Origin of the sequence: Amycolatopsis decaplanina DSM 44594 (genome assembly GCF_000342005.1) — a bacterium.
Classification (GTDB): domain Bacteria; phylum Actinomycetota; class Actinomycetes; order Mycobacteriales; family Pseudonocardiaceae; genus Amycolatopsis; species Amycolatopsis decaplanina.
In genome coordinates this window covers 40,992-56,174 of record NZ_AOHO01000076.1, presented here as the reverse complement: position 1 = coordinate 56,174, position 15,183 = coordinate 40,992, and the positions used below count along the sequence as shown (strand labels likewise).

Annotated in this window: 14 protein-coding genes; 10 read left to right on the top strand and 4 right to left on the bottom strand. The window is 67.4% G+C overall.

The window, feature by feature from the left end:
- Positions 1 to 240: 240 nt before the first annotated feature.
- Entirely contained in the window at positions 241 to 798 is a 558-nt protein-coding gene (locus tag H074_RS33875) for a helix-turn-helix domain-containing protein (protein WP_007034609.1), read from the bottom strand.
- A gap of 292 nt (positions 799 to 1,090) precedes the next feature.
- On the opposite strand from H074_RS33875, the gene H074_RS33870 reads away from it, so the two are divergent.
- From H074_RS33870 to H074_RS41185, 6 genes are read left to right on the top strand one after another with little or no spacing between them, the layout of a single operon-like run.
- Entirely contained in the window at positions 1,091 to 2,167 is a 1,077-nt protein-coding gene (locus H074_RS33870; protein WP_007034608.1) for an NADH-quinone oxidoreductase subunit B family protein, read from the top strand.
- A gap of 19 nt (positions 2,168 to 2,186) precedes the next feature.
- Positions 2,187 to 3,959 carry a nickel-dependent hydrogenase large subunit gene (locus H074_RS33865; RefSeq protein ID WP_007034607.1) on the top strand — a complete coding sequence of 591 codons (1,773 nt, stop codon included), beginning with the start codon at positions 2,187 to 2,189 and terminating at the stop codon, positions 3,957 to 3,959.
- Between the two features lie 7 nt (positions 3,960 to 3,966).
- Positions 3,967 to 4,848 (top strand): NifU family protein, encoded by an 882-nt coding sequence (locus tag H074_RS33860; RefSeq protein ID WP_007034606.1) that lies wholly within the window; start codon positions 3,967 to 3,969, stop codon positions 4,846 to 4,848.
- Entirely contained in the window at positions 4,845 to 5,489 is a 645-nt protein-coding gene (locus H074_RS33855) for a DUF5947 family protein (protein ID WP_007034605.1), read from the top strand. The genes H074_RS33860 and H074_RS33855 overlap by 4 nt, the downstream gene beginning before the upstream one ends.
- 3 nt (positions 5,490 to 5,492) lie before the next feature.
- On the top strand, positions 5,493 to 6,152 hold the full coding sequence (locus H074_RS33850) for a DUF6084 family protein (protein ID WP_007034604.1): 660 nt from the start codon (positions 5,493 to 5,495) through the stop codon (positions 6,150 to 6,152).
- Entirely contained in the window at positions 6,149 to 6,316 is a 168-nt protein-coding gene (locus H074_RS41185; protein WP_167333189.1) for a DUF6893 family small protein, read from the top strand. The genes H074_RS33850 and H074_RS41185 overlap by 4 nt, the downstream gene beginning before the upstream one ends.
- Here H074_RS41185 and hypF read toward each other — a convergent pair.
- Both hypF and H074_RS33840 read right to left on the bottom strand, forming a co-directional pair.
- Complete coding sequence (gene hypF, locus H074_RS33845; protein WP_039924038.1) at positions 6,303 to 8,597, bottom strand: carbamoyltransferase HypF; 2,295 nt, start codon at positions 8,595 to 8,597, stop codon at positions 6,303 to 6,305. The two genes, H074_RS41185 and hypF, sit on opposite strands and share 14 nt — an antisense overlap.
- Positions 8,598 to 8,602: 5 nt before the next feature.
- A complete protein-coding gene (locus tag H074_RS33840) occupies positions 8,603 to 9,700 on the bottom strand; it encodes an MEDS domain-containing protein (protein WP_007034602.1) in 1,098 nt (365 codons plus the stop codon).
- A 767-nt stretch (positions 9,701 to 10,467) separates the two neighbouring features.
- Here H074_RS33840 and H074_RS33835 point away from each other — a divergent pair.
- Positions 10,468 to 11,490, top strand: coding sequence for an LLM class flavin-dependent oxidoreductase (locus H074_RS33835; RefSeq protein ID WP_007034601.1), 1,023 nt, complete (start codon positions 10,468 to 10,470; stop codon positions 11,488 to 11,490).
- A 76-nt stretch (positions 11,491 to 11,566) separates the two neighbouring features.
- Positions 11,567 to 12,235 (top strand): S1 family peptidase, encoded by a 669-nt coding sequence (locus H074_RS33830; RefSeq protein ID WP_007034600.1) that lies wholly within the window; start codon positions 11,567 to 11,569, stop codon positions 12,233 to 12,235.
- Between the two features lie 103 nt (positions 12,236 to 12,338).
- Here the strand turns inward: H074_RS33830 and H074_RS33825 are convergent, their stop codons facing one another.
- Entirely contained in the window at positions 12,339 to 12,683 is a 345-nt protein-coding gene (locus tag H074_RS33825) for a hypothetical protein (RefSeq protein WP_007034599.1), read from the bottom strand.
- Positions 12,684 to 12,811: 128 nt separating this feature from the next.
- Between H074_RS33825 and H074_RS33820 the strand changes: the two genes are divergently transcribed.
- The gene (locus tag H074_RS33820) at positions 12,812 to 13,987 is read left to right on the top strand and encodes an acyl-CoA dehydrogenase family protein (protein ID WP_007034598.1); all 1,176 of its coding nucleotides are present in this window, start codon (positions 12,812 to 12,814) and stop codon (positions 13,985 to 13,987) included.
- Positions 13,984 to 15,150, top strand: a complete 1,167-nt coding sequence (locus H074_RS33815; RefSeq protein ID WP_007034597.1) for a CaiB/BaiF CoA transferase family protein — start codon at positions 13,984 to 13,986, stop codon at positions 15,148 to 15,150. Before H074_RS33820 ends, H074_RS33815 begins: the two co-directional genes overlap by 4 nt.
- Positions 15,151 to 15,183: the final 33 nt, after the last annotated feature.

The following is a 15,183-nucleotide window of genomic DNA, read 5'->3' as shown; positions in this document are numbered from 1 at the left end:
GTCCGCCGCGATGCTGAACGCCCGATCGCCGCGCCGATACGGGCGCGCGATGATCCTCGCCCTCGGAAATACGCTACAGCCTGGCGCCGGCCAATTCACTCGGACACCTTTGTCCAGCGGGAACGAGGCACCAGTGTTCGCTGACCACGGTGATACGTCAATGGTACATCTCGGTGACACGATTCACTGGATCGGGCATTTCTTCGGTCGGTGGATCTTGTAACGGCCGCGGTCGCCGGATCAGCTCAGCGGTGGCTGGCCGAAACGTTCTCGCAGACGGCGCAGGTCACGCATCCGCGGCTCGGTCTCGCCGCCCACCCATCGTCCGACGGTCTTCACCGAGACTCCGAGCTGCCGGGCCGCGGCCTCCTGGGTGAGCCCTTCCCTGCGCAGCACATCGGCCATCCACTCGGAGAAGGTCGCCGACTGTCCGAAAGGTGCCGTCTTCGCCTGTGGTGGTGGCATCGTGGCCTCCAGTTCGGCCACCTCGGCGAGAGTGGGCTCGCCCGGCTGTCCGGACTGCGAATGCAGGACGTCGACCTCGACGTGCTCCGGGAAGATCCGGAAGGAGATCTGGATCGTGCCGGTCGGGCCGGCGGCGTCGAGCAATGCGCGGAAGACCGTCTGGCCCACTTCGCGGTTGTCTTCGTCGGTGAGTGGCGACTCCGCGAGTGAATGACGGACGAATTCACGGATCTCGGGAATCGACGACGGGCGGGCCGGGAAGATCTTGGAGAGCACGACGACCGGAAGCAGCTCAATGGGCGTCTTCAGGTCTGCGAAATCCGAAACTTCCACGTGTAACCCGCCCGTCTGCCGAGTCCGGCCAGCGTACAGGGGCACGGGTACCCGCCAAAAGGCGGACAGGGCAACCGGGTAGGACAGTTATGTCCGGCGGGGTACCCGGGGTGTCCTTGCTGTCGCATAAGGACGGGGGCTACCGTGATACCGGCCGGAAACCGGAAGCCGATCTTTTCAAGGTCGTTATTCCTTGCCGCTTCTCGGGTCGGCATGTCTGTCTTTCACCCTGCCCGCCGGTTGTTCGTCCATTTCGAATGTGGTCGAACCTTTCGCAAGGAGGTAATCATCCATGACCACGGCCGACACGGCAGTGGGAACCCCGGAGCCGGAGTCGGCCGACGAGCAGGTGGTGCACATCCTCTGGATGAACGGCGGTCTCGGTTGTGACGGCGACTCCGTCGCGCTGACCGCCGCGACCCAGCCGAGCATCGAGGACATCATGCTCGGCGCGTTACCCGGTTTGCCCAGGGTCGAGGTGCACTGGCCGCTGATCGATTTCGAATCCGGTCCGGAAACGGGCGCCGACACGTTCATCGAGTGGTGGCACAAGGCCGACCGTGGCGAGCTCGATCCCTTCGTGCTGGTCGTCGAGGGATCGATCCCGAACGAGGCGATCAAGACCGAGGGCTACTGGTGCGGGTTCGGCAACGACCCGGCGACCGGCCAGCCGATGACCACGAGCGAATGGCTGGATCGTCTGGCCCCCAAGGCTTTGGTGGTCCTCGCGGTGGGCACCTGCGCGACCTATGGCGGCATCCATGCGATGGCGGGTAACCCGACCGGCGCGATGGGTGTGCCGGACTACCTCGGGTGGGAGTGGCGGTCCAAGGCGGGGATCCCGATCGTGTGCGTTCCCGGCTGCCCGACTCATCCGGACAACCTCTCGGAGACCATTCTCTACCTGCTGTTCCAGGCCGCCGGGCAGTCGCCGATGATCCCACTCGACGAGGCCTTGCGCCCGAAGTGGCTGTTCGGCGCCACTGTCCACGAGGGCTGCGACAGGGCGGGTTACTACGAGCAGGGCGAATTCGCCACCGATTACGGCTCGTCGAAGTGCCTCGTGAAGCTCGGCTGCTGGGGTCCGGTGGTCAAGTGCAACGTTCCCAAACGCGGCTGGATCAACGGCGTCGGCGGCTGCCCGAACGTCGGCGGCATCTGCATCGCCTGCACCATGCCCGGTTTCCCGGACAAGTTCATGCCGTTCATGGACGAACCGCCCGGGGCGAAGGTGTCCGCCGCGGCGACCACCGCCTACGGGACGGTCATCCGTGCCCTGCGCGGCTTCACGAAGAGGACGGCCGACGAGGAACCGAAATGGCGGCACAAGGGCAATTCACTGACCAGCGGCTACAAATCCAACTGGTGAACGGAGCGAGGACCCATCGATGGCAGACACGCGGAACCCCGGCTTGGTGGAGATGGCGTGGGATCCGATCACCCGGATCGTCGGCAGCCTCGGCATCTACACGAAGATCGACTTCGCGAAGAAGAAGGTCGTCGAGTGTCACAGCACCTCGTCGATCTTCCGGGGCTACAGCATCTTCATGAAGGGCAAGGATCCTCGCGACGCACACTTCATCACCAGCCGGATCTGCGGGATCTGCGGCGACAACCACGCCACCTGCTCGGTCTACACCCAGAACATGGCCTACGGCGTACGCCCGCCGCATCTCGGCGAATGGATCATCAACCTCGGCGAGGCCGCCGAGTACATGTTCGACCACAACATCTTCCAGGAGAACCTGGTCGGGGTTGACTACTGCGAGCGGATGGTCGCCGAGACCAACCCCGGGGTGCTGGAACTGGCCAACCGCACCGAAGCGCCGCACGCCTCGGAACACGGGATGCGCACCATCGGCGACATCATGCGGTCGTTGAACCCGCTGCAGGGCGAGTTCTACCGGGAGGCGCTGCACGTCTCGCGCTACACCAGGGAGATGTTCTGCCTGATGGAGGGGCGGCACGTGCATCCGTCCACGCTGTATCCCGGCGGGGTCGGCACGGTGGCGACGGTGCAGTTGTTCACCGACTACCTGACCCGGCTGATGCGCTATGTCGAGTTCATGAAGAAGGTCGTGCCGATGCACGACGACCTGTTCGACTTCTTCTACGAGGCATTGCCCGGCTACGAAGAGGTCGGCAGGCGGCGCATCCTTCTCGGCTGCTGGGGCAGCCTCAACGATCCTGCCCACTGCGACTTCACCTACGAGAACATGGAGAGCTGGGGCCGGAAGATGTTCGTCACCCCGGGCGTGGTGGTGGACGGCAAGCTCGTCACCACCAGCCTGGTCGACATCAACCTCGGCATCCGCATCCTGCTCGGTCACTCGTTCTACGAGGACTGGGAGGACCAGGAGATGTTCGTCCGGCGCGACCCGCTCGGCAATCCGGTCGACCGGCGCCATCCGTGGAACCAGCACACCATCCCGCGGCCCGCCAAGCGCGACTTCGACGACAAGTATTCGTGGACCATGTCGCCGCGCTGGTTCGACGGCACCGATCATCTGGCACTGGACACCGGCGGCGGACCGCTCGCGAGGCTGTGGGTGACCGCCCTCGCCGGACTGGTCGACACCGACTACGTCAAGTCGACCGGACACAGCGTGCGGATCAATCTGCCGCGAACGTCGCTCAAGCCCGCGGTGAGCTTCGAGTGGAAGATTCCACAGTGGAGCAACGCGCTGGAGCGCAACCGCGCGCGGAGCTACTTCCAGGCCTACGCGGCGGGCCTCGCCCTGCATTTCGCGGAGAAGGCACTGGCGGAGATCCGTGGCGGGAACACCAGCACCTGGGAGAAGTTCACCGTTCCCGACGAGGCGGCCAGCTGCGGGTTCACCGAAGCCGTGCGTGGCGCTCTCTCGCACCACATGGTGATCAAGGGCGGCAAGATCGCCAACTACCACCCGTATCCGCCGACACCGTGGAACGGCAGTGTGCGCGACACCTACGGCACCCCGGGGCCGTACGAGGACGCGGTGCAGAACACCCCGATCTTCGAGGAGAATCCGCCCGAGAATTTCAAGGGCATCGACATCATGCGAGCGGTGCGGAGCTTCGATCCGTGTCTGCCGTGTGGCGTGCACATGTCGGTCGGAACCGGCAAAGAGATCACGAAGTACCACACGCCCCACGCCTTCAACGCCGAATACCAGGAGTGATGACCGGATGTCGAAAACGGCCGACATCGTCGGTGACCGGATGGAAAGAATGCTTCGTGAGCTGCCGGAAGGTCGCGGCAAACAGATCACGGAAGAGCTGATCCGGCTGGTGGTCGGCATGTACGGCGAAGGGCTCGAGCGGGTCGCCGTCCTGCTGGCCGAGCACGACCGCGACACCCTCCTTCGGTTGGCCGACGACGATCTGGTCGGCAGCCTGCTGCTTCTGCACGACCTGCATCCGGTCGACGTCGACACCAGGATCCAGCGGGCGCTGGACCGGGTCCGGCCTTATCTCGGCTCGCATGCGGGCGGGGTCGAATATCTCGGAGTCGACGGCGACGGGGTCGCCCGGCTCCGGCTGGAAGGCAACTGTCAGGGATGCCCATCCTCGTCACTGACGGTCAAGATGGCGATCGAAGGCGCGATCGAGCAGGCCGCGCCCGAGATCACCGGAGTGGAAGTCGCCGGCGTCCCCGCACCGGATCCGGACCCCGTCACGGTGCTCCAGGTCGGCATGGGGCCGCCCGACGGGTGGCACGCACCCGAACCGTCCGGTGGCACCGCGAGCTCCGGCTGGAGTGTCCTGCCCGACCTCGGGCCGCCGGCCGGCCGCCCGGTGAGCGTGCCGGTCGAGGGGCTCACCGTGCTGGTCTGCTCGGTGCGTGGAACCCTCTACGCCTACCGAGATGCTTGCGCCGCCTGTGGATCTTCCCTCGGTGAGTCCACCATAGATGGAGAGGTGCTCAGCTGTGCGGGCTGTGGTGCGCGGTTCGACGTGCGGCTCGCCGGCAAGGGAGTCGACGACGGAGGGCTGCGTCTCGATCCGTTGCCGCTGCTCTCGGACAGCGAAGGAGTGCGGGTCGCGGTGCCGAAGGCGGTGTCGTCGTGACCCGGCGAGCCGGCTTGCGGCGCTTCGTCGGTCCCGCCGAGGTCGCACCGGCGTCGCCGCGCCCGTCGCATCCGGTCCAGGACGGCTGCGAGTTGTGCGCACAGCCGACCGGGGCTTGGCACGGTCATGTCGTGGACACCGAGCATCGCTCGATCCTGTGCACCTGCCGTGCCTGTTTCCTGCTCTTCACCAGCCCGGAAGCAGGTGGTGGCAGATATCGGGCGGTGCCGGACCGCTATCTGCACGACGACGAACGCCCGTTGACCAAAGCCGAATGGGAAGGCCTCGGCATCCCGGTGGGAGCGGCGTTCCTGTTACGCGGCGACGGTGGGACGACGGCGTTCTACCCCAGCCCGGCGGGCGCGACCGAATGCCTGCTGAACCTGGAGGCACTGGCCGAGCTGGCGGCGGCGCATCCCTTGCTGGCCGCGGCCGAACCCGAGGTCGAGGCGATCCTGATCCACGCCACCGAGGATCAGGTCGAGGCCTACCTCGTCCCGGTGGACGTCTGCTACCGCCTGGTCGGCACGGTGCGGATGTACTGGAAGGGCTTCGACGGCGGCCAGGAGGCGCACGAGCACATCGACGGGTTCTTCGCGGGAGTCCGCTCCGCCGCCCGGCGGTTCGGCGTGGAGGGATGAGCCGTGGCTGAGCTGGTCTTCGACTGTATCGGTGCCGAGCCCGAGCGCTACGGTGTCGTACCGAGCCTGACCCTGCGGCTGCGGATCACCGAGACCAGCGGCGAGCGGGTGGAAGCGATCGCGCTGCGCTGCCAGATCCGGATCGAACCGCACCGGCGGCGCTACTCGGCGGAGGAGGCCGAGCAGTTGCGCGACCTGTTCGGGGACACCTCGCGGTGGGCGGAGACGGTGAAGCCGATGCAGTTCATCACGGTGTCCGCCATGGTTCCGCGATTCACCGGGAACACGACGGTCGACCTGCCGGTGCCGGTCACCTACGACCTGGAGATCGCGTCGACCAAGTACTTCAACTCGGTCTCCGACGGCGTGATCCCGTTGCTGTTGCTGTTCAGCGGCACCGTTTTCGGCATCAGTGACGGCCGGTTGTCGGTGCGGCAGGTGCCGTGGAGCAAGGAGGCGTCCTACGAACTGCCGGTGAAGGTCTGGCGGGAGACCGTCGACCTGCATTTCCCCGGCAGCGCTTGGCTGCGTATCGACAGGGAGACACTCGCGGCGTTGCAGCGCTACAAATCGCGGCACGCGCTGCCCACCTGGGACGGCACGGTGGCCGCATTGCTGGACGATGCCGCTCTCGGGCACAAGGAATCGCGGGAGGGGACATGAGAACGCCCACCGGACTGCCGGAAGGCGAAAAGAGGGCGCCGGGCATGACTGTGCTCGGCTACATCTTCATGGCGGTACTGGCGATGACGGCCGCCGTGGCGCTCGTACTCCTGGTGCTCTTCCTCCCGGACATCAGGCGGTACCTGACGATCAGGAAGATGTGATCCCCGCGCGATCCCTCGCGGCGGCGACGGCGGCCTGACCGAGGCTGATGCCGCCGTCGTTCGCCGGCACGCGGGTGTGGGTGAGTACCCGGAAACCGTTCTCGTGCAACAGGTCCACCGTCCGGTCGAGCAGAAGCAGGTTCTGGAAGACGCCACCCGAGATGGCCACCGTGTCCACTCCTGTCCCTTCGCGCAGCGACACGCAGCAGCGCGCGATCACCTCGGCCATCCCGTTGTGGAACCGCGCGGAGACCACCGCCGGGGGAACACCCCGAAGCACGTCCTCGGCGACCGCGCGGACCAGGTCCGCCCCGGCGACCACCAGCGGACCCGCCCCGGATACGCTCACCGGGTAGGCATCCCGTTCGCCCGCGTCCGCCAGTTGTTCCAGTTCGATCGCGGCCTGTCCCTCGTAGTGGACGGTGTCGCGGATACCGAGCACGGCCGATACCGCGTCGAACAGCCGCCCCGCGCTAGAGGTCAGTGGTGACGCCATCCGGCGTCTGGCGAGTGCGATCACGGTGGCCCACGTGGTGGCGTTGCGGCCCGAGACGGCCAAGTTCGTCGGCGGACAGCCGTCGAAGGCCTGGTCGAGGTACGCCGCGGCCATCCGCCACGGCTGCCTGATCGCCGTCGTCCCCCCGGGCATGGGCACCGGCGCCAGGTGGCCGACCCTTGCGTATGTCGTCAGGTCGGCGAGCAGGAATTCCCCGCCCCAGATCGTGCCGTCGTCCCCGAAGCCGGTGCCGTCGAAGGCGACGCCGAGAACCGGTCCCTCTTCGCCGTTGTCGATGAGGCACGACGCGATGTGCGCGTGGTGATGCTGTACCCCGACGAGTTCGACGCCGGAGTGTTCGGCCAGGTCCGAAGCGTGTTTGGTGGAGAGGTATTCCGGGTGCAGGTCGTGCGCGACCAGTGCGGGATCGATGTCGAACAATCGTCTGAAGTGGACTATTCCTTCCGTGAACGACCGTAGTGTCTCGAAGTTCTCCAGATCACCGATGTGCTGGGAGATGACCGCAAAGCGGTCTTTGACCAGGCAGAAGGTGTTCTTCAATTCCGCGCCGCAGGCGAGCAGGGGTCGTGGCGCGGTCCACGGCAACGTCACGGGTTCCGGGACGAATCCGCGAGAGCGCCGCAGCACCGATTCCCGGCCGCGCCATGGCCGCACCACGGAGTCGTCGGTGCGGATATGGATCGGCCGGTCGTGGGTCAGGAACGCGTCGGCGATCCCGCCGAGCCGGGCGAAGGCGTCGGCGTCGGTGTAGGCGATCGGCTCTTCGGAGACGTTGCCGCTGGTGAGCACGATCGGAGCGGCGACCGCCGCGAGCAGGAGATGGTGCAGCGGGGAATAGGGGAGAAGGAGACCGAGCTGCCGGGTCCCCGGCGCGACGGCCGCCGCGACCGGCGCGTCCGCGAGCCGGGGAAGAAGCACGATCGGGCGTCGCCTGCTCGTGAGCGACTCACGCCCGGCGGTGTCCACTTCGCACAAGGTCCTCGCATCGTCCACATCGGACACCATCACGGCGAAAGGCTTGTCCTCACGGTGTTTGCGCTTCCGCAGGAGGGCGGTGGCCCGCTCGTCCGCCGCGAGGACAGCCAGGTGCTGACCGCCGATCCCTTTGATCGCCAGCACCCGACCTTCCCGAAGGAGCGCGGCCGCCGCCGCGATCGGGTCGCCGGGAACCTCGCGCCCGGCCGTGTCCCGCAGCCGCAACCGCGGGCCGCAGTCCGCGCAGCAGGTCGGCTGCGCGTGGAAGCGGCGATCAGCCGGGTCGTGATACTCCGCGGCGCAAACGGTGCACAGTCCGAAACCGGCCATCGTGGTCAGGGGCCGGTCGTAGGGCACGTCGCGCACGATGGTGAAGCGCGGGCCGCAGTTGGTGCAGTTGATGAAGGGGTAGCCGAAGCGGCGGTCGCCGGTGTCGCCCAGTTCGCGGAGGCAGTCGTCGCAGACGGCGCTGTCCGCGGCGACGAGTGCCCGCTTGCCTCCACCGGGGTCGCTGGGCACGATGCTGAATCCACGCCCGTCGTTCGGCGCCGTCTCCACCGAGGTCACCCGTTCGACCGCGGCGAGCGGGGGAGCGTCACGGCGCAGGGCGACCAAGAACGCCTCGATGTCCGCGGCCGGCCCCTCCACCTCGACGAACACGCCGTCGACGTCGTTGCCGACATGACCGGCCAGGCCGAGCCGCGTGGCGAGACCGTGGACGAAGGGCCGGAACCCGACGCCTTGAACGATCCCTTCGATCCGCACGGCACGCCGTGTTCGCGTCTCCACGCCGATCAGTGTTCACCCCGATCGGTGAAGTCGCAGCCGTCTTCACCCGGGTGCCTCACCGCCGCCGCGAACACGGTGTCCTCCCGGTCCGGGCGGCACCGGACAGAACTGTCCGTCGCATGGGACACGAATGGTTCAGGTCCGGAAGCCCCGGTTTTCGCTCCCGGCCCGGCCGGGTTTCTCCGCACCTGTCCCGGCATGGCCAGTTCGATGGTGCAGCCGCCGGGGTCCGAGCTGATGTCGAGCCACTCGCAGACCTGTTCGGCCATCCGCAGGTTGTTGTCCAGCCGATTCGTGTTCCGGTGTCCTGAGTCAGGGAATCGCTGGAGGTCGAGCGGCTGGTCACAGCGCATCGTGCACACCACGCGGCCCGCGACGGGCCGCACCCACACGGCCGCCCGGTCGATGCCGTGGTTGAGCAGGCTGGCGAGCACCGCGCCGACGGCGACGTCGAACATCGCCGAGGTGCTCTCCGTGCGCAGTATCGGGATGGCCTTTTCCAGTACGTATCGCCGCACGGAGACCAGATCCCCTGCGAACCTGAACATGTCGGCGGCGCGGCCCGGCGAAGTCTCGGCCCGGGTGAACTCTTCGGGAACCATGAACTGCGCGGATGGCTTCGCGCTGCATCCCACCACGCATTCCGGATGGACCCGGTGGGCGTCTTCGACTATGCCCGCTTCGACGACCCTGGTGTCGTAGGGGCAGATCATCCAGATCTCGGTGTCGGCCAGTGACATGGTGAGACTCGCCTCCATCCGTAGCCATGCGGCTACTTCTCGTCGGGATCGGCCTCCCCACGCCGGCTCGGCGATGATGCGTACCGGGCCTGGGGGCGCGTCGGACCGGTGGCGTGTCCAGCGGTCGCGGAGTGCGTCTGCCCACTGCGACGGCCGGCGGCCGAAGGTCGCCGCCTCGGTGTACTCGATTCGGTCGGCGTCGACGCCCAGTGCGGCCCGCAGCAGGTCAAGGTTGCCCGCGGTCGTGACGGCCAGCACCGGCTCTCTCCGGCGTAGCCCGTCCTCGGCGAAGGGCACGGCCATGGCGAGGAACTCCGCATCGCTGCCGTAGATGCAGCCCTGGTGCCGAAAAGGTTTCTTCATCGGGCCCCCTTTCTGGGCTGGTCGGCCCGCCCCGTGGTCCGCCCGTAACGGTGGGCGTGCGAGCGAGTGGGCATGAGGTGGCTCTTGAACGTCGATCGCATGGTGTGTCGTCCTCGGTCGGTCCTTCGGGACGAACGGAGACTACCCAGATGGAAGTATTCGAATATGGCATTGGAATCGATTTCACCCGTTCGGCCGACCGAGTCCAATCCGGGTGACCGAATTCGACGTTATCGGCCGGGTCGCGCCGAGGGCGGCCCATTTATGTCCGACGTGTCCGCAGTCGTGATTCTGGTGGTCAAAGACGTTGGGACACCGTTGTTCGTCGCCCTGGAGCTGGGCAAACCCGATTCGTCGCGCCGTAGGGGACAGTCATGGTCCAGTTGTGTCCGGAAGCGGGAATTGTCATGGACACTTCTGTTCTGTGAGAATCGAGTCGGGCGTGGGCTCTTTTGTCTGGCGCAGCCGGTGCCGTCGAATATCGCTTTTGTGTGGCTCGCGGGAAAAGCTGGACGCCGCGCGAAACCAGCGAACCGAAACACTCACGACGCTCGCGCCGGAAACCTTCACCGCAGAGGTGCCGGTCACGACACCTCTGTCCTGCCCCTCGATGACGAGCGACGTGTCCGGCACTTCCCGTCCGAACCGCGACCATGGCGACCGCGGCCCGCGCTCCGGGAGCCGAGCTCGCCGAACGCTCCTGGCTCGGCCGGTGCGAGCGCCCTCGGCAGGGAATCAAATCAGGTCATCGGGCGCTTGCACGTCCTGTGAAGAAGATTGGATTCCTGTCGTTCGGCCACTGGTCGGCGAGCGCGCACTCCGAGACCCGGTCCGCCGCCGACTTCCTGCACCAGTCGATCGATCTGGCGGTCGCGGCCGAGGAGCTCGGCGTGGACGGCGCGTACTTCCGTGTGCACCACTTCGCGCGCCAGGCGGGCAGCCCGTTCCCGTTGCTGTCGGCGATCGGCGCCCGCACCTCGAAGATCGAGATCGGCACCGGCGTGATCGACATGCGCTACGAGAACCCGATGTACATGGCCGAGGAAGCCGGCGCCGCCGACCTCATCTCCGGGGGCAGGCTCCAGCTCGGGGTCAGCAGGGGATCCCCGGAGCAGGTGATCGACGGCTGGCGTTACTTCGGTTACGGCCCGGCCGAGGGACAGACCGCGGCGGACATGGCCCGGCAACGCACCGAGGTCTTCCTCGAGTTGCTCGACGGGAAGGGTTTCGCGCAGCCGAACCCGCGGCCGATGTTCGCCAATCCGCCGGGGCTGCTGAGGCTCGAGCCGTACTCGGAGGGGCTGCGCGAGCGGATCTGGTGGGGTTCCAGTTCGAACGCGACCGCCGTGTGGGCGGCGGAGCAGGGCATGAATCTGCAGAGTTCCACGCTCAAGGACGACGAGACGGGGGAGCCGCTGCACGTCCAGCAGCGCAAGCAGATCGAGGCCTACCGTGAAGCCTGGAAGGAGGCCGGTCACAAGCGTGAGCCGCGGGTGTCGGTCAGCCGCAGCATCTTCGCGTTGATCAACGACCTGGACCGTGCCTATTTCGGCCGCGATCGCGACTCGCGGGACCAGGTCGGCATGATCGACGAGACGACCAGGGCGATCTTCGGGCGTTCGTACGCCGCCGAGCCGGACGAGCTGGTGCGGGCGCTCAAGGAGGACGAGGCGATCGAGGCCGCGGACACAGTGTTGCTGACCATCCCGAACCAGCTCGGTGTCGAGTACAACGCGCACGTGCTGCAAAGCATCCTCACGCACGTGGCGCCGGAGCTCGGGTGGCGCTGAGAATGCGCGATTCGGCGGATGGGCCGGGGCGCCCGGCTGGATAGGATCGGGACGTCCCCGGCCGTCGGAGGGTCCCATGAGACTGCCCCGATCCCGCTTTCTGCCCGGCTTGATCCTGGTGTTCTGCCTGGTTCTGCCGCCGGCCGCGCAGGCAAACGCTCCCGCACCGCTCGGCGGCGGGAGCGTGCTGCAGAGCAGCGCCGCGTCCCGGTGCACGGCCGGATTCGCCGCCGTCGCGGGGAAGATCGGCTACCTGATCGCGAGCTCCGCCTGCGGCGGACCAGGCGACACCGTCCACAGCGCGGGCCGCGTGGTCGGGGTGGTCGTGGCCGCCCAGTTCCCGCCGAACGGCGCCATCGTCATCCGGGTGACCAACACGACCGACTGGCGGCTGGTGGGATCGATCCCGCCCACCGACAGCCGGGTGACGATCACCGGTTCGGTCGAAGCCCCGGTCGGCACGTCGGTGTGCAAGCACGGCGCGACCACCGGCTGGCGGTGCGGGATCATCCAGGCGAAGAATCAGACGATCACCTTTCCCGAGGGAACGCTGACCGGCTTGACCCGGACCTCGGTCTGCGCCGAGCCGGGCGACAACGGCGGGCCGTTCGTCAGTGGGACACAGGCGCAGGGGGTGCTGATCGGAGGCAGCGGGAACTGCTCCAGCGGCGGCTCCACCTACTTCCTCCCGGTCAACCGCGTCCTGTCGGCCTATGGGCTGACGATCCTCACCGGAACCTCCTGACCGGCGTCAGCACGGCAGGACCCTTGGATACGAGGGAAGGTAGTGCCGCGCTCGTGAGTGGTGAGGACGGTTCTAACCGTCCTCACCACTCACGAGGCTTGGGCTAACTGAAGATCACCGAACGCAGGAGAAGTCTGTCCGAGCCTCGGCCGCCGTGGGGGCGAAGCGAATAGTAGGAATCGCTCGAGCAGTCGTCGTCCAAGAACACCACCGCCGTCGAGTCGGTGTCGTTGCGCGGGCGGAACGCGTCGACGTCCCAGTCGGCTATTTCGGGAATCTCGATGCATTCGCCGCTGGGCGGGTCCACCAGGGTGCCGACCTGGATCTCTTCGTCTTCGTCGTAGTAGCGGTAGGTGAATTCGCCTTCGGCCGCGGAGGCTGTCGCAGGGATCGTGAAACACAGGGCGACGGCACTGGCCACGGCGAGAAAAACGGTGCGTGTACGCATGGGACGTGTCCTTTCCGGGTGTCGGGCTCTTCGACGTTAGGACGATGATCAACATGTCCGATAGGTCCCAGGGTCAGGTCCACTCGAGGGAGTGGACCGATCCCGGCCGGTGATCGATAGTGAGGGGCATGTACACCGGCAACCCCGACGTCCCCGACGACGTCTTCGCTGACGTTCTCGGCCAGATCAACGATTTCGTGCGCACTCGTGTGATGCCTCGTGAGCTCGAGATCATGAATACGGACGCCATTCCGGCCGATCTGCGGACACAGGCCGCGGAGATGGGCTTGTTCGGGTACGCGATCCCGCAGGAGTGGGGTGGGCTCGGCCTCGACCTGGTCCAGGACGTCGAGGTCGCGATGGCGCTGGGGTACACGTCACTGGCGTTGCGGTCGATGTTCGGCACGAACAACGGGATCGCCGGGCAGGTGCTGGTCGGGTTCGGGACCAAGGAGCAGCGGGCTCGGTGGTTGCCGGGAATCGCGTCGGGGGAGGTCGTCGCGTCGTTCGCGCTCACCGAGCCCGGCGCGGGATCGAACCCGGCCGGTCTGCGGACCAGCGCGAAGCGGGACGGTGACGGCTGGGTGATCGACGGCGGCAAGCAGTTCATCACCAACGCCACCGAGGCCGGATTGTTCGTCGTGTTCGCCCGTACGAAGCCCGTGTCGGAGGCCGGGACGGGGATCGCGGTGTTCCTCGTGCCCGCCGACGCGCCCGGCATCACAGTCGGGGCGAAGGACGCGAAGATGGGGCAGGAGGGTTCGCGTACCGCGGATGTCACGTTCTCGCAGGTCAGGGTCGGGCCGGAGGCGTTGGTCGGCGGGGACGGCGACGTCGGCTACAAGGCGGCGATGACGTCGCTGGCCCGCGGCCGGATCCACATGGCGGGTCTGGCGGTCGGTGCGGCGCAGCGGGCGTTGGACGAGTCGGTCGCCTACGCCGCCACGGCGACGCAGGGTGGGACACCGATCGGGGATTTCCAGCTGGTGCAGGCGATGCTCGCCGATCAGCAGACCGGCGTGCTCGCCGGACGCGCGCTGGCCCGTGAGGCGGCGCGGTCGTATGTGACGGGGGAGGACAGGCGGATCGCGCCGTCGGCGGCGAAGCTGTTCTGTACCGAGATGGCGGGCAAGGCCGCGGATCTGGCGGTGCAGGTCCACGGAGGAAGCGGCTACCTGCGCGAGGTCGCGGTGGAACGCATCTACCGGGACGTCAGGCTGATGCGGCTGTACGAGGGCACGAGTGAGATCCAGCGCTTGATCATCGGTGGTGGTCTGGTGCGGGCCGAGAAGAAGAAAGCATGACCCGGCCGCTCGAAGGGGTCATCGTCGTCGCCATCGAACAGGCCGTCGCCGCGCCGCTGGCCACTCGCAGCCTCGCCGATCTCGGCGCGCGGGTGATCAAGGTCGAGCGCGTCGACGGCGGGGATTTCGCGCGGTCCTACGACCACGCCGTGCACGGCAGCGGCGCGCATTTCGTCTGGCTCAACCGAGGCAAGGAGTCGCTCGCCGTCGACCTCAAGACCGCCGAGGGCCGTGACGTGGTCCGCCGGCTGGTCGCCAAAGCCGACGTGTTCGTGCAGAACCTCGCGCCCGGCGCGGCGGAGCGGCTCGGTTTCGGTGATCTGCGGGCGGATCACCCGGAGCTGATCGTGGTGAACCTGTCCGGGTTCGGCACCGGTGGGCCGATGGAACAGCGCAAGGCCTACGACATGCTGATCCAGGCCGAGGCCGGGCTCATCGCGATCACCGGTACGCCGGACGCTCCGGCGAAGACCGGGATCCCGGCCGCCGACATCGCCTCGGGCATGTATTGCGCGCAGGCGGTGCTGGCGGGGTTGCTGCGCCGCTGGCGCACCGGCGAGGGCGCGACGATCGAGGTCTCGATGCTGGAGGCCATCGTCGAATGGATGGGGTACGCGCTCAACACCCGGATGTACGCCGGAACAGAGCCCGAGCGGATGGGACTGAGCCACAGTTCGATCGCGCCGTACGACGCCTTCCCCACCCGCGACGGCCAGATGCTCATCGGCGTCCAGAACGACACCGGCTGGCGCACGCTCGTCACCGACGTCCTCGACGCGCCCGAGCTCGCCGACGACCCACGCTTCACCACCAACGTGCAACGCGTGGCCCATCGCGCGGAATGCGACGCGGCCGTCGCCGCCCGGACGTCGCGGTGGTCCGCCAGTGAACTCGACGAACGGCTCGCCGCGGCCGGCGTTCCCGCCGCCCGGCTCAAGGACGTCGGCCAGGTCGCCGATCACCCCCAGTTGCGGGCCCGCGATCGCTGGCGCGAGGTCGGCACCGAATTCGCCCGGATCGACGCGCTGCTGCCGCCGGTGACCTTCGCCGATTTCGAGGCGTGCATGGGCGACGTCCCGGCGCTGGGAGAGCACACGCACGCCTTGCTCGTCGAGTCCGGAGTGGACGCCGACGAATACCTTCGCCGCGGTATCGCCCGCTGAATTCCGGGCGCGCCACTGGAGGAACTCCAGGTT